Here is a 23,020-nt window from a genome sequence, read left to right on the forward strand (position 1 = left end):
CATTTACCATGACATTAGCGCGTGATTCGCTGTGCCTTTTTTGCCATTCTATAAACGTATTTGTTCTTCAATAAACCTCCATTAACCATTAAAACCGATAGTCCGAGCCTTCGGGGACTGCTACAAACGGCAAGGCTAGACCAATTGATGAACTGTATTTTGGGATTTAAAGCGATTTTCGCAGCGGCGCTGATGCGCCGGATGCTGTGGATTGCCATCCTTACCGTCGCGGGCCCCATCGTCCTCGCGCCTTCGCTTGCAGCGGCGGAAACGCGGACGCTGAAGCTCTATTACATCCATACCAAGGAGAAGGCCGAGATCACCTTCAAGAAGGATGGGCGGTATCTCTCGGGCGGTCTTGCGCAGCTTAACCGATTCCTGCGCGACTGGCGGCGCAACGAGCCTACCAAGATGGATCCCCGCCTGTTCGATCTCGTCTGGCAGGTCTACAAGGCCAGCGGTTCACGAGATTATATCCATGTCGTTTCCGCCTACCGTTCGCCGGCGACCAATTCGATGTTGCGTTCGCGTTCGCGCGGCGTCGCCAAGACCAGCCAGCACATGCTTGGCAAGGCGATGGATTTCTATATCCCCGACGTGCCACTGAAGAAGCTGCGCTATATCGGCATGCGTTATCAAGCCGGCGGTGTCGGCTATTATCCGCGGTCTGGCTCACCGTTCGTGCATATGGATGTCGGCAATGTCCGTCACTGGCCGCGCATGAGCCGCCGCGAATTGCTGGCGGTTTTCCCTAATGGCAAAACCCTGCATGTTCCCACAGACGGCAAGCCATTGCCGGGCTACGAACAGGCGCTTGCCGCCTATGAGGCGCGCAAGGCGGGTGGCGGTTCAATCACGGTTGCGAGTGCGCCGCGCAAGAGCAAGACCCTGTTCGCCGCCCTCTTCGGCGGTGGTGCGGACGAGGAAGAGGATACGAGCGAATCCGGGGGCGAAGCCGGTGGAGCGGTCGCGGTGGCTTCCGCCGCCAAGCCTTCGCGCCAGGTTGCTCCCGCGCGTGCCGTGCCCAGGGCGACTGTCGCCGCACCGGAACCGCCAACCCCAGCTCCCGCCCGCACGCCGGAACCGCAACCTCAGCAGCCTACAATTGTTGCGGCCCTGCCGTCGCGTGAGGTTCCCCGTCCGCTCGAGGTGCCGCGTCCGGCTGCGCCTGTTACGGAAGATACGCCTGAGACACGGGCAGCGCTTGCCTTCGCCGTGCCCGTGCCAGGGCGCAGACCTGAGACGGCGATTGCCATGATCACACCGCCGGCAGCCGTGCCGACGCCGGTCAATATCCCGGCCAGCAGCGCGGATGCCATCAATGCGGCCGTCGATGCCAATTCCGCCCAGATGGCCGACGCGGGCGTGCCAAATCCTTTGATGAACGGCTTCGTGCCAGTGCCGTTGAACAAGCCCGGGCACGCCGATCCGAGGGTATTGATGGCTGCCGCCGTCGTTCCGGAACCGCGGCCTGAGGCAGGCGTTGTCGTTGCCGCCACGGATGCCGCGGCGCCGTCCAGTGCAGCGGAGCCACACCGCGACGTGATCGCGGATGTGCTGGAAGCGAACGAGGATGTGGCGGAAGCCGATATGGAAACGCCTGCGTTCCCGCTTCCGCAGAACGCGCCGCCGCCAAGGAGCCAGCAGGTAGCGCTTGCCTTGCCGGAAGGGCCGAAAACGTCGCCTGACCTGGTTGCGTCCGTTTCGCCGGCCCGAACCACCTCACCGCGCAAGGTTCTGCTCGATGCTGCCGCCAAGGGCCAGCCGATCAATGCCATCGATACGGGCGTGCGGACCACGGCAAAGGGCGCCAAGCCGCATCGCAGCGAGGCCAGAGACCCCGAAGCGGTCGTGCAGCCGGTAAGTGCGCCGGTGCCGCAGATGGCTATCTCCGGCACGTCCGTTTCACGCGCTATACCGGTTATGAGCCCGGTTTTGCGTAATGACGCGCTACGCTCGGCACCGACGACGGTCTACACCGCCGGGTTCCAGCGGGATCTGCCATCGGAGAAGGCCGATACATTCTCGGGCAATGCCGTGACATTCATGTCGATTGCCAAATTCTCTGCGTCGAATTAGGTAGGAATCCGAGCGAAATCTTCAAAAAAAGGGCCTCTAGGCCCTTTTTTATTACGCATTTTGTGCCGTTCAGGCGGACAGTTTGGATGCTTCCGAGGCAAGCGCTGTAATCTTTGCCCATTCGCCTGCTTCGACGAGTTCCTTCGGGGCGACCCATGAGCCGCCGACGCAAACGACATTGGGCAGGGCCAGATAGGTTTTGGCATTGCCGAGACCGATACCACCGGTTGGGCAGAAGAACGTCCCTGCCAGGGGCGATGAAAGAGCCTTGAGGAAGGCCGCGCCGCCGGCCTGTTCGGCGGGGAAGAATTTCAGATAGGTATAGCCTTCTTCGCGCATCGTCATGATTTCGCTCGGCGTGATGGCCGCGGGGAGAAGCGGTACGTCGCTGCCGGATGCCGCTTCACGGATTTCGCGGGTCGTGCCGGGGCTGACGATGAAGCGCGAGCCGGCTTTCGCGGCCTCGTCGTACTGTCGCGCATTGAGGATTGTGCCCGCGCCGACGATGGCTTCGGGCACCTCGTCGGCGACGGCGCGGATGGCCTCGAGCGCTGCCGGTGTCCGCAGCGTGATCTCGATGGCGGGAAGGCCGCCCGCAGCCAGTGCCCGCGCCAGCGGAACGGCATCGGACGCCTTGTCGATGAGCAAGACCGGGATGACCGGCTGGCCCTTGAGGATCGGAAGCAAAAGGTCGGTTCTCTGGGCCATGGCGATGTCTCCGGTTATCTGAATATTTTGTGGATTTAGCCCTGCGATATCATTTTGTCCACCGCGGCACTCTCTATTCAGGACGGGTAGGTGGGGCTGGCGGATTTCTTCTCAACGCGGTCACTGCCCAGGAGCAGGCGGTCGCGCCACCTCTTCCAAGCCGCGGCCATCTTCCTGTCGTAGGCGTGTTGGCGATAGAGCGGGCCATTATAGCGGCGGGCGAAACCCGCCCAATCATGTTCGTTCAGGAGCCTGACCAGGCCGGATCTTTCGATGAAACGCAGCATGAGGCGGATCTGTCCCGCGACCGAGCCGCGCGCTTCTGCAACGAGCGCCTGAACATCAACGTATTCCAGCCATTGCCAATGCGCGCCCATGACTTGGCCGAGCCCCCATGAAACGGATTCATGCGCCGCATTGCGGTCGATCCGGGCCGCGCGAGCCAGAAGCCGCCAGCGCTCGGCTTGCGTTGCAGGGTTCTTGACGCTGCCGGCTTTGGGCGCGGCCAAGCCAAGTTGCCGCGCCTCGGCTTGTTTCTTCCCGGTGAGGCGCCGGTCGAAATAGTGCCCCTCGAAACGGATCAGCGGCTCATCACTGCCATTAATCCTGGCCGTGGCACGTCCGCCGCTTTCCACCTCGGCTACGGCCAGAATGGCTGAGGGCTCGACACCCGATTGGCGGGCTGCGGCGATGATGTCCCGGATGGTCTGTGTTTCGAACATGCAAGCTTCCTTCAAATCGTTTCCTGCCTGGATTGTCGCTTGAACCGGCATCTGTTGGACAAACCATGATGAGGTGCCTTGAAATCGCTTCGCGCGGGGATTAGTTCGGTCGGTCATGACGAACGCACCTTTCACCGTAGCCGCCCTTTACCGTTTCGCGCGCCTTTCGCACTACGAGGCATTGCGCGAGCCACTGGCGCAGCTTTGCTGCAGCCTCGGCATCAAGGGAACACTGCTGCTTGCCGTCGAAGGCATCAACGGCACGGTGGCGGGGAGCGCCGAGGCAATTGGGAAGCTGATCGCTCGCATCGAGGCGGAGCCGGCGCTTGAAGGCCTGGAACTCAAATATTCCTACGCCAGCGAGATGCCGTTCAACCGCATGAAGGTGAAGCTCAAGAAAGAGATCGTCACGATGGGTGTCCCGGAGATCGATCCGCTGAAAAGCGTGGGGACCTATGTCGCGCCGAAGGACTGGAACGGCCTGATTTCCAGTTCCGATACGGTGGTGATCGATACCCGCAATGATTACGAGGTGGCGATCGGCACCTTCCAGGGCGCGCTCGATCCGCAGACCAAGACGTTCCGGGAGTTCCCCGCGTGGTTCGAGGAAAACCGGGAGCAACTCGAGGGCAAGAAGATCGCCATGTTCTGCACCGGCGGCATCCGTTGCGAAAAGGCGACGGCCTTCGTCAAGGGGCTCGGTTTTGACGAGGTCTATCATCTGAAGGGCGGCATTCTCAAATATCTGGAAGAAGTCGCGCCCGAGGAAAGCCGCTGGGACGGCGAATGTTTCGTTTTCGACGAGCGGGTTTCGGTCGGTCATAATCTCAGGGAAGGCGATACGGAGCTATGCCGCGCCTGCCGTTATCCGATCACCGCCGAGGAGCGCCTTTCGCGATTCTACCAGGAGGGCATCTCCTGCTCGCGTTGCTATCATCAACGGAGCGACGAGGACCGGGCGCGCTATGCGGAGCGCCAGCGGCAGGTGCGGCTTGCGGAGCAGCGCGGCCATAAGCGGCATATCGGGGACTAAACATCGAGCCGCGATTCTTGCTGATCCTCATTGTATCGGCGCAATTGCATTCCTAACTCCAGACGGTTGAAGAAATCCACGAGAAGAGGAATGCCGATGCTCGATCCGAAGAAACTGCTTGATGATCTTCTGGGCTCCAAGGTGCCCGGTTCGCAATCCACTGTCGGTGGCGGTGTGGGCAAGGTGACGCAACTCGCCAAGGACAATCCGCTGGCGGCAGGCGCGCTTGCCGCGGTTCTTCTGGGAACGGGTACCGGACGCTCGATCGCAGGTTCGGCGGTCAAGGTCGGCGGTTTGGCGGCCATAGCCGGCCTGGCCTACAAGGCATATCAGAATTACCAGGCAGGCAAGGCGCCGGAGCAGCCGACCGCCAGGGAACCGGAGCTTCTGCCGCCGCCGGCCGGCGATACGTTCAATCCCGCCACGGCGCCGCAAGGCGAGGAAAATTTCGCCATGGTGCTGGTGCGGGCAATGATCGCGGCGGCGAGAGCGGACGGCCACATCGACGAAGCCGAGAAGGCGAAGATCGCCGAGCGGATGGGGCAGGCGGGCCTGAGCCTCGAGGCACAGCAATTCATCACCAGGGAGCTAGCCGCTCCCGTCGATATCGATGCCTTGATCAACGAGGCGAAGACTGAGGCGCAGAAGATCGAACTCTATACGGCTTCGCGCCTCACCATCGATCCGGAGACCCGCGCGGAACGTGGCTATCTCGATCTCCTGGCTGGACGGCTGAAGCTGCCGGATGCGCTGGTCGATCATATCGAGGCGACCGTTTCGAACGCGAAAGTCTGAGTTTCGACGCCGGTTCCCAGGAGCCGGCGGTTTCTCACCTGTCCCCTGCAAAACATGCTTTCGGCCGGCTCTGGCCAAATGCGAAACGTGCCGCTAGATTGGCCTGCGAAGGGCGGCATGGAGATGGTCGCCTTTGCGTCAAGGGTTTGACGGCAACCGGGCCGCGATTGCCTCCATCATTCCCACCATCACGTCAAAACGAAGCCTCGGGAAGAGTTCCCGGCTGGCGACATGTTCGGCTGTACAGGATGGTATGATGGAAAAGCTCTTTCTCTCGCTTTTATTGGTATTCGGTCCCGGTTTGGTCGCAAAAGCACACGCGGCCGAAAAGGTGACGGTATTCGCCGCCGCCAGCATGCAGGACGTGGTCGAAGAGGCGGCCAGGGCATTCAGTGGGCGGGAAGGAGTGGAGGTGACCTTTTCCTTTGCGGCGTCTTCCGTGCTGGCCAAGCAGATCGAAGCCGGCGCGCCCGCTTCGATCTTCATTTCCGCCGACGAGGACTGGATGAATTATCTCGAGGAGCGCAAGCTGATTTCCGCGGCGTCGCGCCGGGTCATCGCCGGCAATGCGCTCGTCATCGCCATGCAGGCTGGGGAAAAGCGCGGCGAAGCGGCTGATATTCTGCGAGCAGGGCGGTTTGCCATGGGGGACCCCTCCAATGTGCCGGCTGGGAAATACGGCAAGGCGGCGCTGGAAAAGCTCGGTCTTTGGACGGAGGTCGAGAAGAATGCGGTTTTTGCCGAAAATGTTCGTGTGGCGCTGCAATATGTCAATCGCGGCGAGGCCAACGCGGCCATCGTTTATGCTTCCGATCTGGCCGCAGCGCCTGGGCTGACGGAGGCTTACCGCTTTCCTGCATCGAGCCATGCGCCTATCCTTTATCCGGCGGCATTGATCGGCGAGGGGACGGCCGAGGCCAGAACCTTCCTCGATTTCCTCTCGGGTTTTCAGGGGCAGGCGATCATACGTGCGAAAGGCTTTGTGCCGGCCGCGGAGGCTGCCAATTGACCGGGACCGGCCTGTTCGGATTGTCGGCGGCGGATTGGGGCATTATCATGTTGTCCCTGAGGATCGCGTTCGTTGCCATCCTTTTCGCGCTGCCGCTCGCCTTTGCCGTGGCCTGGGTGCTGGCGCGTTATTCCTTTCCCGGTAAGAGCCTGCTGCAGGCTTTTGTGACGATGCCGCTGGTCCTGCCGCCGGTGGTGACCGGTTATCTCCTGCTTGTCTGGTTCGGCTCGCGCGGCGCGCTGGGTGCGCCGCTCGATGAATGGTTTGGGATCAGCCTTGCTTTTCGCTGGACCGGCGCCGCGCTCGCTGCGGGCGTCATGGCTTTTCCGCTTCTGGTGCGACCCATGCGGCTTTCAATCGAGAATATCGATCGCGGCCTTGAGGAGGCGGCGCGGACGCTGGGCGCGGGACGGCTTGTCGCCTTCTTCACCGTGACACTGCCCATGCTTTTGCCCGGGATCATTGCCGGCGCCGTGCTGGGCTTTGCCAAGGCGCTGGGCGAGTTCGGCGCGACGATCACTTTCGTCTCCAACATTCCGGGTGAAACGCAGACGCTTTCGCTCGCCATCTATTCCTTTCTGCAGACGCCCGCCGGCGACAGCGCCGCGATCAAGCTCATCCTCGTTTCCGCTTCCCTGTCGGTTGCAGCGGTGATCCTTTCCGAGTGGCTGCAACGCCGGCTCGACGCGAGGCGGCCGGGATGAGCGAACTCGTGGTTTCCATTTCGGGCAGGAGCGGCAGCTTTCCCCTGAGTGCCGACTTCACGGCATCGCGCGGCGTCACGGCGCTGTTCGGGCATTCGGGCGCGGGCAAGACCACGCTTCTGAAGATGATCGCCGGGACGCTCTCGCCGGAGAAAGGGCGCATCGCCATTGGCGATACCGTGCTTTTCGACAGCGAAAGCCGTATCAATGCTGCGCCGGAGAAGCGGCATATCGGCTATGTCTTTCAGGATGCGCGGCTGTTCCCGCATCTGTCGGTCAGGCACAATCTGACCTATGCGCTTTGGGCAGGGCGGCGTCAGGCGGGAAGGCCTTTTGCGGAGGTGGTCGATCTTCTGGGGCTGGGCTCTCTTCTTGAGCGCAGGCCGGCCACACTTTCGGGCGGCGAGCGGCAGCGTGTCGCCATCGGACGGGCGCTTCTGTCCAATCCGGCGCTGCTGCTTCTCGACGAGCCGCTTTCCTCCCTCGATCATGCGAGACGCCAGGAAATCTTGCCCTATCTGGAGCGCCTGCGCGACGAAAGCGGCCTGCCGATCGTCTATGTCAGCCATGAGATCGACGAGGTTGCGCGGCTTGCCGACACGCTTGTCGTGCTGTCGGAGGGGAGGGTCGTGGCAAGCGGTCCGGTGGCGGAGGTCTTTTCCCGGATCGACGGTATCGGCGGCGCAGGCGAGGACGCCGGTGCGCTGATCGAGGGCCATGTGACAGGGTGGGACCCAGGGTACAGGGTCGCTTTCATAGATCTCGGAGGCGAGGCTTTTCAGGTCGTCGATGAAAAACTGCGGCCTGGCATGCATGTGCGGCTGCGTGTCCGTGCCCGGGATGTGTCGCTTGCCCGCCATGCGCCCGAGGCGATCAGCATTCGCAATGTGCTGCCGGTCAGGATCGTCGCGATAAGCGAGAGCGGCGCGTTTGCCGAAATGGAGCTTTCATTCGCCGCGCAGGTGCTGCGGGCAAGGCTGACGCGGAAATCGGTGGCCGATCTCGGCCTGAAGCCGGGCGAGGAGGTGTTCGCCCTGGTCAAGGCGGTTTCGGTCGACCGCAGTTCGATGCGGTTCGCAAAAGGCGGGTAGGAATTTTCATTCCCGGCGCATTTTGACCTGTTCAGTTGCATCCGATTTGTGCTCCTGTGGCCACCGAGATTATCTGAGGAAGAATGAAATGACGGACCTGAAGCATTGGACGGCGCGGCCCCTGCCTGAGCGCAAGGTTCTGGAAGGCGCCTATGTCAGGCTGGAACCTCTCGATGCGGCGAAACACGGCGATGGTCTCTTCGAAGCCTCGTCCGTTCCGGATGCCAGTCAGCGCTTCACCTGGCTTTTTGAAGATGCGCCGGAAGACCGGGCCGCGTTCCAGCCCTGGCTCGAAAAGACGCAATCCAGCAGTGACCCGCTATTCTTCGTCGTCATCGACAAGGCGACCGGGAGGGTTGCTGGACGGCAGGCGCTGATGCGTATCGCTTCCGCACACGGTGTCATCGAGATAGGAAGTATCTATTGGGGACCGCTCATCTCGCGCAAGCCGGCGGCGACGGAAGCGCAGTTCCTGTTCGCCCGAATGGTGTTCGACGAACTCGGTTATCGCCGTTACGAATGGAAGTGTAACAATGAGAATGAGCCGTCCAAGCGGGCGGCTCTGCGTTTCGGCTTCCAGTTCGAAGGCGTTTTCCGCCAGCATATGGTGGTGAAGGGCAAAAATCGCGACACTGCATGGTTCTCCATCACCGATGCTGAATGGCCTGCGCTCAGGCAGGCCTATGGAAAATGGCTGTCACCGGATAATTTCGATGCTGACGGTAACCAGAAGAAGCGGCTGGAAGATCTGCGAGCGGACTTGTCCAACGCTGCATAATTCCTTAAATCGGAAGCGATAAAGATGCCATTACGCAATATTCATAAGTATTAGGGCGTCCTTTTCTCGTCAAAATGCACGCGCGACACTCTGAGTGAAAGCAAGAACTGTGGCACACGAGCACGTCCAGCATGATCATCAGCACAATCATGATGATGATTACAGTGGTCTCGACAAGCGGCGGGTTCTTATCGCTGCTGCCCTGACGGCAGGTTTCATGGTGGTGGAAGCGCTTGGCGGCCTTTTGACGGGCTCACTGGCGCTTCTCGCGGATGCGGGACATATGCTGACCGATTCCGTGTCGCTCGGGCTGGCCTGGTATGCCTTCCATCTGGGCGCGCGCCCGGCTACCAACCGGCATACCTACGGCCTCGGCCGGTTGAAGCCGCTGGTCGCCTATACCAACGGCCTTGCCATATTCGTGGTGGGCGCATGGATCGTCTATGAGGCCTGGGAGCGCTTCCAGCAGCCTACGAGCGTCCTGGGCGGGCCGATGCTCGTGGTCGGCATAATGGGCCTCGCGGTGAATATCGCCGCGTTTCTCGTCCTGCATGGCGGCGATCGCGAGAACCTCAACATGCGCGGCGCGATCCTGCATGTGATGGGGGATCTGCTCGGTTCTGTCGCCGCCATTGCCGCGGCGCTCGTCATCCTCGCTACCGGCTGGTATCCGATCGACCCAATTCTTTCGGCATTGGTGTCGGTGTTGCTGTTCGTCAGCGCCTGGCGGCTGACGCGCGATGCGGGGCAGGTGCTGCTGGAAGGTGCGCCCAACGTGCTCGACCGCGACGATATCGCGCGCGATCTCGAAAAGAGCGTACCGGGTGTGGAAGACATCCATCACATGCATGTCTGGTCGCTCGACGGCCAAAGCAATTTGGCAACCATGCATGCGCGAATTGTGGATGGCGGCGATGTGACGGCGGTCACCCGATTGATCAAGGAAAGGCTTGCCTCCGCCCATGGAATCACCCATGCCACCATCGAAACCGCATGCGGTACATGTGCCGACGGTCATGGGAATCATGAATGCGCTGTGGCCGGGGAGCCCGCGGGTCGTGCTCATTCCCAAGTAAAGGGCCGGCGCACGCAAAAAAGCACGCGCACGTAAAGGGGCAAGCTGTTGCAGGATCCAAAGACACGGAATGCGGCGATTGCGGCAGTGGCAATCCTTCTGGGCTTCGGGGCGCTCTGGCTCCTGATGCCGCGCATCATGCTGGCCCTTGGTGCCGAATCGCCTTTGCTGGCTGGTGTGTTCGCCGTGCTGTTCGTCCTGGCTTTCTTTGGTGTCTTCTGGCTGCGCGCGCGTCAGCAGAGGCGCAAGGACTGACGGCGGATCCGTGATTCAGATCGATAGGGCTGCTGTGAAAAGCAGCATGCCGACGAGGACGATGAAGAGCGCCGCGCCGATTTCGATGATCACCTGAAGCTTGGCCGACATGATGCCGCTGCCCGCGAATTTCAGCGCGAGGTTCTTCGCGGTCACCGCGAGCGTTGCAAGGGCGGCGACGGTGATGAAGGTCCCGAGCGCCATCGCGAAAACCGACAGCACGCCACCGAGAACAAGGCCATTCAACAGCGCGAAGGTGAGCACGATCAGCGCGCCGGAGCATGGGCGAAGGCCGACCGCCATGAGAGCGGACCAGGCGGTCTTCCAGTCGAAATCGCCCTGTAGAAGCGAGGGGTCCGGCGCATGGGTATTTCCGCAGGCGCTGCAAACCTCGCCTGATCCCATATGCATATGATCGGGGATGGCCCCCGGCGCCAGCGCCCGGCTGTAGTTGAGGCGATTGCTGCGGCTACTCATCTGCGCGCGCGATTGTTCCGATACGGCGCCTTCCCAAATGCCGGGAGCCGAGAAGGCGAGTGTTTCCATGGCAAGCCCGCCGGTTGGTTCTGCTGCATTCGCCGCCTGCTGACGCGCGAAAAGGAGCGGCACCTTGCGCCGGAGCAGCCAAAGGCCGAAGAGAATGATCAGCGCGTAGCTTGTGATCTCCATGTAACGGGCGGCATCGCTCATCGAGACGCTGGTGCCGCGCAGCACCAGCCAGGCAAGGCCGACGATAAAGATGGCCGATAACGCCTGCAGGATGGAAGAGACGAAGGACAGGAAAACGCCGCGTCTCAGTGTCGTTTCGTTGGCGATCATGTAGGAAGAGATGACGGCCTTGCCATGGCCCGGCCCGGCGGCGTGAAAAATGCCGTAGACGAATGACAGCCCCACCAGGATAGCGGCCTGCCACGGGTCCTCGCGCATGCCCTTCAGCGCGCCGGTCATGGCGCGATAGAAACTGCGCTGCTCCATCATGATCCACTCGATGATGTGAGCGAAGGGGCCGACCGGCCGCATGGCCACCTCATTGGCCCCGATGCCGAGCGAAGATTGCGCCCAGGCCTGTCCGGCGAACAACAAACCGACCGTCACGCTTATCAGAATGACCGGGCTTGCCGGAAAAGGCGGCCTTTTCATGCGTTTTTCCCGTTGTTTCAGTTCTGGCTGCAGGTGACTTCGAGGCGAGTGGCAAAAATCTTCGACATGTCGGTGCCGGTCGGATCGTTAAAAAAGGCATCGGTAAGGGTCGCCTGATTGGCGGCGATCGCCTCGTCCGGGTTGGGGCGAACGACCTTGGCCGTACAGCCCTTCGGCACGCCAGTGATATGCATGTCGGAATCGTTTAGATAGTCGATCGCGGTGTAAAAGGTAGGATCGTAGATGCCGAAGCTCGCCTTATGATGGAGCTTCATCGGTTTCTCCGGCTTGGATTCGAACATGATCAGAAGCTGGTTATCAGGAAAATCGGCGACCAGATGCGCCGGCTTGGCCATCGCAACTTCCTTGCCGTCGGAGAGAACGGTCTGAAAATATTTGTATTCGGCGATGGAATCACTGATCGTTTGACCCAGCGTATCCAATTCGCTCTGATCCAGCTTCAAATCACCGTTTTTGTCGAACTCCATCAGCACGGTGCTGGAGAAGACGTCATCGAAGCGCCAGACATGGGCGAGTTTCTCGACGGTTCCATCCGGCGCAACCGTCACTTCGAGGCGCGCTTCGGCGAAGACATGCGGATGGGCATTCGCCGGTGACGGCAACAAAGCCGCCGCCACTGCCGCAAGCGCCATGCGCCGTGTCAAACAATCCTCACTTCGAGGCATGAATCAATCCTTGTGATGATCGGCAATTCAACGGGTGAACTTGGCGAAAGTGGGACCGGCGGGATGTGAAATGCGCCGATGCTCATGAATTGCTGCGTTCCTTGAACCATTTTGCGAGATAATCCACGAAAACGCGCACCTTGGCCGGGAGATATCTGCGGTCGGGATAGACGGCATAGATGCCGCCATCCCTGGTAGTGAATTCGTCCAGCCCTGCCACCAACCTGCCGCTTGCAAGCTCCGGCTCGGCGATGAAGCGGGGAAGAATGCAGAAGCCCAGCCCCTTGACCGCGGCTGCCATGGTCGTCAGCGGGCTGTTGACCTCGACCGGGCCGCTGACGGGAACGGTGAGTAGCGATCCATCGGTGTTGCGGAAATGCCAGTTATTTCGGGAGCGGGCATTGGTGTCGATGATGCAGGGGCGGTCGTGCAGCCCCTCCGGTCTCTCGGGCATGCCGACTTTTGCGATGAGTTCAGGTGATGCACACAGGACCAGGTGAAAGGCCGTCAGGCGCTTGGCGATGAGGGAGGAATCCTGAAGGCGAGTGATGCGGATCGCCATGTCGAAGCCTTCTTCGACCAGATCGACGAAGCGATCGTCCAGGCGGATATCGAGGACGATCTCCGGGTGATCCGCGCAGAAATCGATGAGGGACTGGCCGATCGGCGCATCGGCGAAGGTGCGGGGCGCGGAAAGCTTGATGCGTCCGCGGACGTCGCCGCTCGTCTCGCTGATCGAATCCTGCAGACTGTCGATGTCGCGGAGGATCTCCGAGGCGCGCTGGTAATAGGTGTGCCCCGCCTCGGTCATGGAGAACTGCCGCGTCGTGCGGTTGAGCAGCAATACGCCCAGATCGTCTTCCAGTTCGCGCACATACTTGGAAAGCAGCGCCTTGGACCGGCCGATCTTGCGAGCCGCAGCCGAAAAACCCTCGGCTTCCACGACGTCGATGAAAGCGCGCATACGGGTGAGCGTATCCATGAAAGCGGCCCCCTGGCCCAGTTCCAAACCCATGCATTTCCGGTGATGTCGCCGGTTTGCGGTTGTTCAGCTATTGTAGATGATTTGGCCCCATTGTTCAGCATATAAAAAATTTTGCCCTGAGACCGATTTGTCATTGATTGGACACAAGTTTCACCTTATATCGCGCTTGCCCAAAGTCGCACGTGCCCGTGGGTGTCCGCCGAACTCTCGAATGGTGAGAGTAAACGGTAAGGTACCTGGAACTAACCCCTCCAGTCGATCTGTCGGCCAACCGCCAGATTCGAGGACATCTTGAAGCAACGACGGTGCGGGCCTTTCTGGTGTCTTTCGGCTGTCCAAACGCCGAAATTACTGAAGAGGCACACCTTCATTGCCGGCAGTGCGGATGCGGTTCTCCCAATTCCAAGCCAAGGCAGACAAAGCGGGATTACGCTGATTGAGCGTTGTTCCATCGCCGCATGAACCTTCGCGCGTTTTCAGCACCTCCAAAGGCTGGCTTCGCGGCAGGTGGCTTCATGCACTTTGTCCCTATGCGGCAATAACCGGCGGGCAGCCGGCAGCCGCAGCCTTTGCGACAGCGGCAGCATGCCGCTGGAACAGGAGAATACGATGGCAACGCAGCGCATTATCGATTTCCTCAACACCCGACGTCCGAACGGTCCCTGCCTCGTGGTCGACCTCGATGTCGTGCGTGAAAATTACATCGGCTTCGAGAAAGCCCTGCCGGATTCGCGCATCTTCTACGCGGTAAAGGCCAATCCTGCGCCGGAAATCCTCCGCCTGCTGGCTTCGCTCGGCTCGTCTTTCGACACCGCTTCGGTCACCGAGATCGAAATGGCGCTCGACGCCGGCGCGCCTGCGGAGCGTATCTCCTATGGCAACACCATCAAGAAGGAACGCGACATCGCGCGCGCCTTCGAGCTCGGCATCCGCCTCTTCGCAGTCGATTGCGTCGAGGAAGTGGAAAAGATCGCCCGCGCAGCACCCGGCGCCCGCGTTTTCTGTCGTGTGCTGACCGATGGGGCAGGGGCCGAATGGCCACTGTCGCGCAAGTTCGGCTGCGTGCCCGCCATGGCCGTCGATGTGCTGCGCCGTGCCAAATCGCTCGGGCTCAATGCCTATGGCGTGTCCTTCCATGTCGGCTCGCAGCAGACCGACCTTTCCGCATGGGATCGCGCTCTGAGCGATGCCAAGGGCGTCTTCGCGGCGCTGGCCGAGGAAGGCATCATGCTCAAGATGGTCAATATGGGTGGCGGTTTCCCGACGCGCTATCTGCGTGACGTGCCGACCGCGCAGGCCTATGGCCGCGCCATCTTCGATGCGCTGCGCAAGCATTTCGGCAACCGCATCCCGGAGACGATCGTCGAGCCGGGCCGTGGCATGGTCGGCAATGCCGGTGTCATCAAGACGGAAGTGGTGTTGATCTCGAAGAAGGCGGACAACGATAATGTCCGTTGGGTCTATCTCGATATCGGCAAGTTCGGCGGTCTCGCCGAAACGATGGACGAGGCGATCCGCTACCAGATCGTCACGCCGCATGATGGCGACCGCACCGAGCCGTGCATCCTCGCGGGGCCGACCTGCGATTCCGCCGATGTGATGTATGAGAAGACGCCCTATCCGCTGCCCGTTTCGCTGACGATCGGTGACGAGGTTCTGATCGAGGGGACGGGCGCCTACACCACCACCTATGCGTCGGTCGCATTCAACGGCTTCGAACCGCTCCGATCCTACGTCATCTGAACCGGCCTCTGCGTCTGGTTCATTTTAGCCCGCCCGGCAGGAGTGCCGGGCGATAGGCGGCGCTTATACGATTGGTCACGACAATGAACGCGACAGTTTCCGAAATGTGGGACGACCTGAACCAAGCCTTCGTCATCTCAGGCGAGGCCGGGCATGATATAGCCGCGCGCGAGGCGCTGCTCGACCGTGCCATGGGCGAGGGCCGCCGCCGCAAGTCGTCGGAGAAGCTTCGGCGCGGGCGTATGCCATCGGCAGGCCTTGCCTTCGCGGCGCGCGATGAAAACGGCGCGCTGGTCGGCACTGTCCGGCTTTGGGATATCCGCGCGGGGCGCGGCGCATCGGGGGCTCATGTGCCGGCGCTGCTGCTCGGCCCGCTGGCCGTCGACCCCGCAGCCGAAGGGCTGGGGATCGGTTCGGCGCTGATGCGCCACGCGATTGGAGAGGCGGCTCGGCTCGGCCATGGCGCGATTCTGCTCGTTGGCGATCCCGAGTATTATGCGCGTTTCGGATTTTCCGGCGAAAAGGTCGCGGCCCTTGCCATGCCCGGCCCGGTCGAGCGGCGTCGTTTTCTGGCATTGGAGTTGAAGCCTGGCCATCTCGATGGCGCGCAGGGGATTCTCACGCCATCCGGACGCCGTGCAGTGAGCGAACAGCAGGCGCTGCGGCTTACCGCCTAGACGCCCGGTGCTATTTTAATGGAAACGTCGGCGGGACAGCACCTCTGTCCCGCCGGCGTTCCATTTCGATGTAAATCGCGTCAGAGCTTTCCCTCGATCGAAGCTTCCAGCAGTTCCAGAACATTCTGTTTCGTCAGCTTTACCGGATTGCCTCCGGCGGTCGGGTCAGCCAGCGCCATGTCGGCGATCAGTGCCTTGCGCTTGTCATCCATTTCCAGGCCCTTGATCAGCCCCGGCAGTTTGTGCGGCACCTTCAACTGCTTGCGCAGCTTCAGAACGGCTTTAGCGAAGCCGTTGAAGCCGCCTTTGATGCCGAGATAGCGCGACAGGCGGACGATCCGTTCCTCGACCGCGTCGCGGTTGAAGGCCAGCACATAGGGCATGAACACCGCATTGGTCATGCCGTGATGCGTGTCGTAGAGGGCGCCGATGGGGTGTGACAGCGAATGGATCGCGCCGAGCCCTTTCTGAAAGGCGGTAGCGCCCATGGCGGCGGCGCTCATCATATTGGCGCGCGCCGTCAGATTTTTGCCGTCCGCATAGGCTTTGGGCAGGTTCTCGAAGACGAGGCGCATGCCTTCGACCGCTATGCCGTCGGCCATGGGGTGATAGCCTGGCGCGCAATAAGCTTCCAGACAATGGGCGAATGCGTCCATGCCGGTGCCTGCGGTGATGAAGGGCGGCATTCCGACGGAGAGTTCGGGATCTGCTATCACGGTGACCGGAAGCATCTTCGGGTGGAAGATGACCTTCTTGGTATGGGTGGCCTCATTGGTGATGACCGCCGCGCGGCCCACCTCCGATCCGGTGCCCGCCGTGGTCGGCACGGCGATAACAGGCGCGATGGCGCTGGCATCGGCGCGCGTCCACCAATCATCGACATCCTCGAAATCCCAGAGCGGGCGGCTCTGCCCCGCCATGAAGGCTATGAGCTTGCCCAGGTCCAGCGCCGAGCCGCCGCCAAAGGCGATCACGCCGTCATGTCCGCCGTCCCGGAAGACATTCACGCCCGCGTTGAGATTGGACTCCACCGGGTTGGGCTTGACCTCGGAAAAGACGCCGTAGGATGCACCTGTATCGTCAAGAATCTTCAAAGTCCTGGCGACGACAGGCAATTGCGCGAGGCCGGGATCGGTAACGAACAGTGGATTGGCGATGCCTGCACTGACCAGGACATCGGGCAATTCCTTGATGCGTCCCTCGCCGAAAAGCACTGTTGTGGGGTAGTTCCATTTGGAGAAGAATTTGGTCATGCACTTGTCTTTCAGGCGGTTGGCTTTTCAGATCGTCTCACGCAAATGATAGGATTTCGGTCGCGTGAGATTGGCGTAGCCGATGGCGGAGAGGGCGGCACCCTTGCCAGTGTCCTTGACGCCGGTCCAGACCAGCGCGGGATCGAGATAGTCGCAGCGGTTCATGAACACCGTGCCGGTTTCGATCTTGTCGCCGAGACGCGCGGCATGATCGGTGTCGGCGGTCCATAGCGAGGCGGTGAGGCCATAGGGGCTGTCATTCATCAGCGCCAGCGCTTCGTCGTCATTGCGCACCTTCATGATACCGACGATGGGCCCGAAGCTTTCCTCGCGCATGACGCTCATCTGGTGATCGACATGGGTCAGCACTTCGGGCGCCAGATAGGGCGAGCCCGGCCTGTCTTCCGCCACCATCATGCCGATATGGGCCTTGGCGCCCTTGCGCAGCGCTTCCGCCTTTTGCTCACGGATCAAATCGGCGAAGCGGGCCTGGGCCATCGGTCCCATGGTCGTGGCCTGATCGAGCGGGTTGCCGACGACATATTGTCTGGTGAGATCAATGAAGCCGTCAACGAATTTGTCGTAGATATTCTCATGCACATAGACGCGCTCGATGCCGCAGCAGCACTGGCCGGTGTTGAAGAATGCGCCGTCAACGAGATTGGCAACCGCGTGGTCAAGATTTGCGTCGGGAAGGACATAGGCCGGGTCCTTGCCGCCAAGTTCCAGGCCCAGCGTCATGAAAGTGCCTGCGGCGGCCCGTTCGATTGCCTTGCCGCCGCCCACGGAGCCGGTGAAGTTCACATGGTCGATGCGCCCCGAGGCGAGCAGTCTTTCCGTCTGGCCATGGTTCAGCACGATATTCTGGAAAACGCCCTTGGGAAGGCCAGCCTTGTCAAAGGCTTGTTGGAAGCGTTCGCCCGCCAGAAGCGTCTGGGCGGCGTGTTTCAACAGAACCGTGTTGCCGGCGATCAGCGCCGGCATGATGGTATTGACGGCGGTGAGATAGGGATAGTTCCACGGCGCGATGACCATGACGATACCGAGCGGCACATGCTTGACATAGCGGCGGAAGCCGGCCCTGTCGCCCGCGATGACCGGCTTGAGCGCGTCCTCAGCGATCTTCACCATATAGCGCGTGCGCTCCTCGACGCCGCCCTTCTCGCCGCCGTAACGCACGGGGCGACCCATCTGCCAGGCAAGTTCCTGCACGATTTCGTCATTCATCGCGAGAAGTGCTTCGAGAGCGGCGAGGCAGTAACGTCCGCGCTCGGCTATCGGCGTCTCAGCCCATGCCGCTTGAGCAGCGCGCGCGGCTTCCACCGCCGCGTCAAGCGCCTTGTCGCTGAAGACGGGACGTTCCGCATAGATCGAACCATCGACGGGCGAGACGATTTTCACCGTTTCGGTCATTTTCTTTTCCTTTTAGTTCTTCGTTCTACGCAAGTCCGGACGGCAACGGGCTCTTTTTCCTGAACTTGCTCAGTATCTCTCAAATCCGCGATGCAGTTCCCAGTCCGTGACGCGGCGATCATATTCGAACTGTTCCCAGCGGGCAGTATGAACATAATGCTCGATCACCTCTTCGCCCAATGCGGATTTCAGTATTTTCGATCTGGCGAATATGTCCGTCGCCTCGCGCAGCGTCTTTGGTATTTCAGGAAGCCGCGCGCCGCCATAAGCATCGCCCTCGAAGGGCTTTGCCAGTTCGAGCTTCTCGTCGATGCCGGCAAGACCGGCGGCTATGAGGCCGGCGAAGGCCAGATAGGGATTCAAATCGGCGCCACCGATGCGGCATTCGATCCGGATCGCCTTCGAGTTCTCGCCGCAAAGGCGGAAGCCCGCCGTGCGGTTGTCGCGGCTCCAGACGATCTTGGTCGGTGCGAAGGTGCCCGCCTGGAAGCGCTTGTAGGAATTGATATAGGGCGCCAGCAGCAGGGTGAAGTCACGGGCGTATTTCAGCTGCCCCGCCACCCAGGAACGCATCAGGGCAGACATGCCGTATTCGGCCTTGGGATCGTGGAAAAGCGACGTCTTGCCATCGGCGCTCCACAAGGAATTGTGGACATGGCTGGAGCTTCCGGCGAGCGAATAATCATATTTCGCCATGAAGGTGATGGCCTTGCCCATCTGGGTGGCGATCTCCTTGCAGCCGTTCTTCATCACGACATGACGGTCGGCCATCTCAAGCGCCTCGGCGTAGCGGACATTGATCTCCTCCTGGCCGGGGCCCCATTCGCCCTTGGAGTTCTCGACCGGGATGCCGGCATCGAAAAGGCCGTTGCGGATGGCGCGCATCACCGCGTCTTCCTTGCTGGTCATCTGGATCACGTAATCCTGGATATAGGGCGAGGCAGTCGCCATCGCCTTCCAGTGCTTGGCGCGGGCGCTCTCATAGGTTTCGTCAAAGAGGTAGAATTCGAGTTCGGAGGCGAAATAGGCGAGATAGCCGCGCTCCCTGAGCCGTGCCAACTGGCGCTTGAGGATGCCGCGCGGTGAATGCGGCAAATCCTCATGATGATGATGATCGAGAATATCGGACAGGACCAGCGCGGTCTTTTCGAGCCACGGTATCCTGCGGATGGTGGAGAGATCGGGCTTGATGACGAAATCGCCATAACCCTTTTTCCAGCTTGCCGCTCTATAGCCGGGCACCGGCTCCATATCGATGTCATTGGCAAGCAGATAATCGCAGCCATGGGTTTCGTCATGGGCGGATTCGATGAAATAGCTGCCGTGGAAGCGCTTGCCGATCAGCCGACCCTGCATATCGACGAAACAGGCGAGAACGGTGTCGATGTCGCCGTTTTCGACTTCTTTTTTCAGTTCGTTGAAGGTGAGATTTCCAGCCATCTTAGCCCCGGTGCGCTTTCAAGGAGAATGGTGCGTCCGGCCCTAGGGCCGGACGCGGGTAGCGGGATAGGCGTAGCTTCACGCCTTGGCGGCGGCGGCGCGTTCGGCCGTCGTCCGGTGCTCGAGCGCGAATTCCTCTTCCGGCGACAGGATCAGCTTGTGGCGGCCGACGAGCGCGAAATAGGCGATGAACACCGCGAACCAGATGGCGACACCGAGAATGCCCTGGCGATAGACCGGGTCGTTCAGCTGGAAATAGAGCGTGACGAACGCGATAATGATGGTGAGCGCGGCACCCGGGACGCCGAACGGATTGCGGAATGGCCGTTCCATGTTCGGCTGGTTCTTGCGCAGGAGGATGAAGGATACGGCCTGCATGATATAGCTCAGCATCGCGCCGAACACCGCCATGTTAAGCAGCGTAAAGCCGATGGCCGCGCCGCCTCTTTCCGCGCCGAGCAGGAACCAGAGGGCGAGGATCACGGCGAGGCCCAGAAGCGCGCCGCCGATCATGGCGACATGCGGGGTCTTGCGCGTGCCGTGCGTGACCGACAGGAAGGTCGGGAAATAGCCGGCGCGGCTGAGCGAGAAGATCTGCCGCCCTTGAGCGAAGATGATGGTGTGGAACGAGGCGATCAGCCCCAGCACCGCGACGAGCGCCAGACCCTTTGCGATGCCCTCGCCATAGATGGCCTTGAAGCCGTCGAGAAGGGGTTCGCCGGAGGAGCCGAGCGCAAACGAGCCGATGCCGACGACTGCCGGGTTAAGCGTCAGGATGGCGAAGGCCGAGACGATCAGCGTCAATATTCCCAGGATGATGCCCCTGGGCATGTCGCGCTTCGGGTCGATCGATTCTTCGGCTGCAAGCGGTAGCTGCTCGATGGCGAGGAACAGCCAGACGGCGAAGGGAAGAGCGGCGAGCGCGCCGCCGATGCCGTTGGGCAGGAAGGGTCCATTACCATCAGGAAGTTCAACGCCGCCGGGGCCGATATTGAGCGCCCAGCGCGAGAAATCCATGTGGCCGATTGCTGAGATCCAGAAGACGACGAGGCACAGAAGCGCCAGGATCGTCACGATCAGCGTCACGCGGAAGGACAGCGCCACGCCCCAGATATTGAGCCCGAGGAAGACGATATAGGCTGCGACCCACCAGACAGGCTGGAATTCAGGCGACGTGCCGAAAATGCCAGTGAGATAAGAGCCGATGAAGAAGACGATGACGGCAGGCGTCAGCACATATTCGACATTTTCCGCGAGTCCCGTGAGGAACCCGCCCCATGGACCCATGGATGTGCGGGCGAAGGAATAGGCAGCGCCTGTGTGGGGCAATGCGGGCGACATTTCCGCGATGGCGAAGGTCAGCCCCAGATACATGATGGCGATGATGATGGTGGCGATGAACATGCCGCCCCAACCGCCTTGCAGCAGGCCGCCATTCCAGCCGGAGAAATGGCCGGATATCACCGCGCCTACGCCGAGCGCCCAAAGGTGCCATGCATTGGCATGGCGTATGAGCTGGCGGCTTTCGAAATAGCTCTTGTCGCGCGTCTGGTAAGCGACGCTGCCGACAACTTTCTTGTCTGCACTTGCCATTTTAATTCCCCTGTCAATTCGTTGGTTGACTTCAGTGCATTCTCGTCCGCCGCATTGGCGGTTATAAAATTTTTCCCTGAATCTCTCCCAGAATGCGGGCGAGCCTTTCGCCCCAGTGTTTTTCTTCTTGCCCGGTCGTCACGAGGTCATTGCGGATCTCGATCATCACCGTTTGGAGCCCGTTGGCCCGGGCGTGCCGCTCCAGCGTATAATAAACCCGGTCCGCCGGCGAATAGGGCTGATTTATCCCGACGCAGAGGCCGGAGATGGCTTGTAGTCCCGATATGACGGGTGCAGCGAGCCTGGTATCGTCGCCATGGATAATGCCCACATGCCAAGGGCGCTCCTTGCCGCGATAGACGGGTGTGAACGTATGGATGGCGACGAGAGCCGGTGAAATGTCCGTAGCGATGCGCGTGGCTATCAAGGCATCGATTGCCGCGTGATAGGGCGCGTGCGACAAAGCCACTCTTTCGGCGATTTCATCTTCGCTCAAATTGCTGTTGCCTGGAATCGCTGTCAATTCGCTCAAGCCTGGAACGAGATCCGGCGCGTCGAGGGGTCGGTTGCAATCGACAATGAGGCGGGAGATGCAGGATTCGATCAATGAGGCGTCGAGGCGGCGGCTCATTTCGCGTGCCACGCCCAGAGCGCCGGGATCCCAGGCGATGTGACGCTGCAGGTCATCTGGCGTCAGCCCCAGTGCGAAACCCGCGGGAACATGGTTCGAGGCATGGTCGCACAGGAGCAGCACCGGGCTCTTGCCGTGCCGGTTGGTGATCCTGACGGGATTGTCGACGTCCGCGATCACGGTCGTATCAGCCATTCATGTTCCCCGAGGATTGTACTGTTTGTTACAGTATCTATTTAAATGTCTCGTGTCGTATGATTTGATACAAAGTGCCGCGATTTGTCAAACATGAATCTGGCGCGAGGGGCGAGCGAAATGAAAGCAAGCATATCCGAGCTGATCGGCGAAAAGATCGTCTCGATGTCGGCCAGCGAGCGCAGGGCGGCGCAGACGCTGATTGCGCATTATCCGCTGATCGGCCTGAAGACGGTCGCGGATTTTTCGGCGCAAGCCGGGGTGAGTTCCCCAACCATCCTGCGCTTCGTGGCAAGGCTTGGCTTTTCCAATTATCCCGAGTTTCAGGCAGCGTTGCAGGAGGAATTGGCAGCGCAGATCCAGTCGCCGCTGACACGCAACCTGGCGCCCCAATCAGCCCGGCCGCAGAGCGCCTTTGCGCAGGTCGATGCAACGCTCGAAAATATCCGCGAGACCTTCAGCCATCTGCCAGAAGCACAGATCGCGGAGATCGCCGCGATGCTGAGCCGGCCGCGCGGCCACATCCATCTCGTCGGCGGACGGTTTACCGATCCGATCGCGCGCTATATGGCAGTCCATATGCAGATCATCCGCCCCGGCGTGGTTCATCTCGATGGGCAGGAGAGCAACTGGCGCGATCGGCTGATCGACATGGGCAAGCGCGACGTGCTGGTGATCCTCGACATTCGCCGCTATCAGGAGAGCCTGCTTCGCTTTGCCGAAAAGGCGCAGGCGCGCGGTGTCGAAATCGTGCTCCTGACCGACCAGTGGCTTTCGCCCATCGCCCGCTTTGCCCGCCATGTGATCGCCGGACGGACGGCTGTCCCCTCGGCGTGGGATTCGACGGCGGCTCTTTTCGTCGTGGCGGAAACCCTGATCGCCGAGATCACGCGCCATGCCGAGGAGACCGCCAGCAAGCGCATCCGTGAAATGGAAGAATTGCGCGGCGAGTAACGCTATCGTGCCGCGCAGGCCCGCAACCGGCTTTGTCTGCCGCAATAAAATCGATAAGCTA

Annotated in this window: 22 protein-coding genes; 12 read left to right on the forward strand and 10 right to left on the reverse strand. The window is 61.0% G+C overall.

Annotated features, from left to right (window positions below):
* The first annotated feature begins 192 nt into the window (after positions 1-192).
* A complete protein-coding gene (locus DUT91_RS11775; protein ID WP_114440703.1) occupies positions 193-2,079 on the forward strand; it encodes a peptidoglycan L,D-endopeptidase MepK in 1,887 nt (628 codons plus the stop codon).
* Between the two features lie 69 nt (positions 2,080-2,148).
* Here the strand turns inward: DUT91_RS11775 and DUT91_RS11780 are convergent, their stop codons facing one another.
* Positions 2,149-2,787: a 2-dehydro-3-deoxy-phosphogluconate aldolase gene (locus tag DUT91_RS11780; RefSeq protein WP_114440570.1), complete on the reverse strand. Its 639-nt coding sequence runs from the start codon at positions 2,785-2,787 to the stop codon at positions 2,149-2,151.
* Between the two features lie 77 nt (positions 2,788-2,864).
* The gene (locus DUT91_RS11785) at positions 2,865-3,509 is read right to left on the reverse strand and encodes an N-acetylmuramidase family protein (protein WP_114440571.1); all 645 of its coding nucleotides are present in this window, start codon (positions 3,507-3,509) and stop codon (positions 2,865-2,867) included.
* A gap of 115 nt (positions 3,510-3,624) precedes the next feature.
* Here DUT91_RS11785 and trhO point away from each other — a divergent pair, with 115 nt between their 5' ends.
* The 8 genes from trhO (at position 3,625) to DUT91_RS11825 (ending at position 10,249) form a co-directional block, all read left to right on the forward strand.
* Positions 3,625-4,542 (forward strand): oxygen-dependent tRNA uridine(34) hydroxylase TrhO, encoded by a 918-nt coding sequence (trhO, locus tag DUT91_RS11790; RefSeq protein WP_114440572.1) that lies wholly within the window; start codon positions 3,625-3,627, stop codon positions 4,540-4,542.
* A gap of 96 nt (positions 4,543-4,638) precedes the next feature.
* Positions 4,639-5,337, forward strand: a complete 699-nt coding sequence (locus DUT91_RS11795) for a tellurite resistance TerB family protein (protein ID WP_114440704.1) — start codon at positions 4,639-4,641, stop codon at positions 5,335-5,337.
* A gap of 256 nt (positions 5,338-5,593) precedes the next feature.
* Positions 5,594-6,346, forward strand: coding sequence for a molybdate ABC transporter substrate-binding protein (gene modA, locus DUT91_RS11800; protein WP_114440573.1), 753 nt, complete (start codon positions 5,594-5,596; stop codon positions 6,344-6,346).
* A gap of 20 nt (positions 6,347-6,366) precedes the next feature.
* The gene (modB, locus tag DUT91_RS11805; RefSeq protein ID WP_114440705.1) at positions 6,367-7,050 is read left to right on the forward strand and encodes a molybdate ABC transporter permease subunit; all 684 of its coding nucleotides are present in this window, start codon (positions 6,367-6,369) and stop codon (positions 7,048-7,050) included.
* A complete protein-coding gene (modC, locus tag DUT91_RS11810) occupies positions 7,047-8,141 on the forward strand; it encodes a molybdenum ABC transporter ATP-binding protein (protein ID WP_114440574.1) in 1,095 nt (364 codons plus the stop codon). Before modB ends, modC begins: the two co-directional genes overlap by 4 nt.
* Before the next feature lie 88 nt (positions 8,142-8,229).
* The gene (locus DUT91_RS11815) at positions 8,230-8,919 is read left to right on the forward strand and encodes a GNAT family N-acetyltransferase (protein ID WP_114440575.1); all 690 of its coding nucleotides are present in this window, start codon (positions 8,230-8,232) and stop codon (positions 8,917-8,919) included.
* A gap of 109 nt (positions 8,920-9,028) precedes the next feature.
* The gene (locus tag DUT91_RS11820) at positions 9,029-10,030 is read left to right on the forward strand and encodes a cation diffusion facilitator family transporter (RefSeq protein ID WP_245419684.1); all 1,002 of its coding nucleotides are present in this window, start codon (positions 9,029-9,031) and stop codon (positions 10,028-10,030) included.
* A 12-nt stretch (positions 10,031-10,042) separates the two neighbouring features.
* Positions 10,043-10,249 carry a hypothetical protein gene (locus tag DUT91_RS11825; protein WP_114440577.1) on the forward strand — a complete coding sequence of 69 codons (207 nt, stop codon included), beginning with the start codon at positions 10,043-10,045 and terminating at the stop codon, positions 10,247-10,249.
* 15 nt (positions 10,250-10,264) lie between these two features.
* Here the strand turns inward: DUT91_RS11825 and DUT91_RS11830 are convergent, their stop codons facing one another.
* From DUT91_RS11830 to DUT91_RS11840, 3 genes are all read right to left on the reverse strand, one after another.
* Positions 10,265-11,389, reverse strand: a complete 1,125-nt coding sequence (locus DUT91_RS11830; protein WP_114440578.1) for a nickel/cobalt transporter — start codon at positions 11,387-11,389, stop codon at positions 10,265-10,267.
* A 17-nt stretch (positions 11,390-11,406) separates the two neighbouring features.
* Complete coding sequence (locus tag DUT91_RS11835; RefSeq protein ID WP_114440579.1) at positions 11,407-12,075, reverse strand: DUF1007 family protein; 669 nt, start codon at positions 12,073-12,075, stop codon at positions 11,407-11,409.
* Between the two features lie 82 nt (positions 12,076-12,157).
* Complete coding sequence (locus DUT91_RS11840) at positions 12,158-13,057, reverse strand: LysR family transcriptional regulator (protein ID WP_114440706.1); 900 nt, start codon at positions 13,055-13,057, stop codon at positions 12,158-12,160.
* 612 nt (positions 13,058-13,669) lie between these two features.
* Here DUT91_RS11840 and odc2 point away from each other — a divergent pair.
* Together odc2 and DUT91_RS11850 are read left to right on the forward strand one after the other, a co-directional pair.
* Positions 13,670-14,803 (forward strand): ornithine/lysine decarboxylase, encoded by a 1,134-nt coding sequence (gene odc2 / locus DUT91_RS11845; protein ID WP_114440580.1) that lies wholly within the window; start codon positions 13,670-13,672, stop codon positions 14,801-14,803.
* Between the two features lie 83 nt (positions 14,804-14,886).
* Positions 14,887-15,480 carry a GNAT family N-acetyltransferase gene (locus tag DUT91_RS11850; RefSeq protein WP_114440581.1) on the forward strand — a complete coding sequence of 198 codons (594 nt, stop codon included), beginning with the start codon at positions 14,887-14,889 and terminating at the stop codon, positions 15,478-15,480.
* Positions 15,481-15,560: 80 nt separating this feature from the next.
* Here the strand turns inward: DUT91_RS11850 and DUT91_RS11855 are convergent, their stop codons facing one another.
* The 5 genes from DUT91_RS11855 to DUT91_RS11875 all read right to left on the reverse strand — a co-directional run bounded on the left by DUT91_RS11855 (position 15,561) and on the right by DUT91_RS11875 (position 22,005).
* Positions 15,561-16,733 (reverse strand): iron-containing alcohol dehydrogenase, encoded by a 1,173-nt coding sequence (locus DUT91_RS11855; protein WP_114440582.1) that lies wholly within the window; start codon positions 16,731-16,733, stop codon positions 15,561-15,563.
* Positions 16,734-16,760: 27 nt separating this feature from the next.
* Positions 16,761-18,146, reverse strand: a complete 1,386-nt coding sequence (locus tag DUT91_RS11860; protein ID WP_114440583.1) for an aldehyde dehydrogenase family protein — start codon at positions 18,144-18,146, stop codon at positions 16,761-16,763.
* A gap of 69 nt (positions 18,147-18,215) precedes the next feature.
* Positions 18,216-19,586 (reverse strand): glutamine synthetase family protein, encoded by a 1,371-nt coding sequence (locus DUT91_RS11865; protein WP_114440584.1) that lies wholly within the window; start codon positions 19,584-19,586, stop codon positions 18,216-18,218.
* Between the two features lie 78 nt (positions 19,587-19,664).
* Positions 19,665-21,179 carry an amino acid permease gene (locus tag DUT91_RS11870; RefSeq protein ID WP_114440585.1) on the reverse strand — a complete coding sequence of 505 codons (1,515 nt, stop codon included), beginning with the start codon at positions 21,177-21,179 and terminating at the stop codon, positions 19,665-19,667.
* A gap of 61 nt (positions 21,180-21,240) precedes the next feature.
* The gene (locus tag DUT91_RS11875; protein WP_114440586.1) at positions 21,241-22,005 is read right to left on the reverse strand and encodes an N-formylglutamate amidohydrolase; all 765 of its coding nucleotides are present in this window, start codon (positions 22,003-22,005) and stop codon (positions 21,241-21,243) included.
* 120 nt (positions 22,006-22,125) lie between these two features.
* On the opposite strand from DUT91_RS11875, the gene DUT91_RS11880 reads away from it, so the two are divergent.
* Positions 22,126-22,959 carry a MurR/RpiR family transcriptional regulator gene (locus DUT91_RS11880; protein WP_114440587.1) on the forward strand — a complete coding sequence of 278 codons (834 nt, stop codon included), beginning with the start codon at positions 22,126-22,128 and terminating at the stop codon, positions 22,957-22,959.
* The last annotated feature ends 61 nt before the right edge of the window (positions 22,960-23,020 follow it).

The sequence above is a fragment of the Paramesorhizobium salinisoli genome, from assembly GCF_003335045.1.
GTDB classification, from domain to species: domain Bacteria; phylum Pseudomonadota; class Alphaproteobacteria; order Rhizobiales; family Rhizobiaceae; genus Paramesorhizobium; species Paramesorhizobium salinisoli.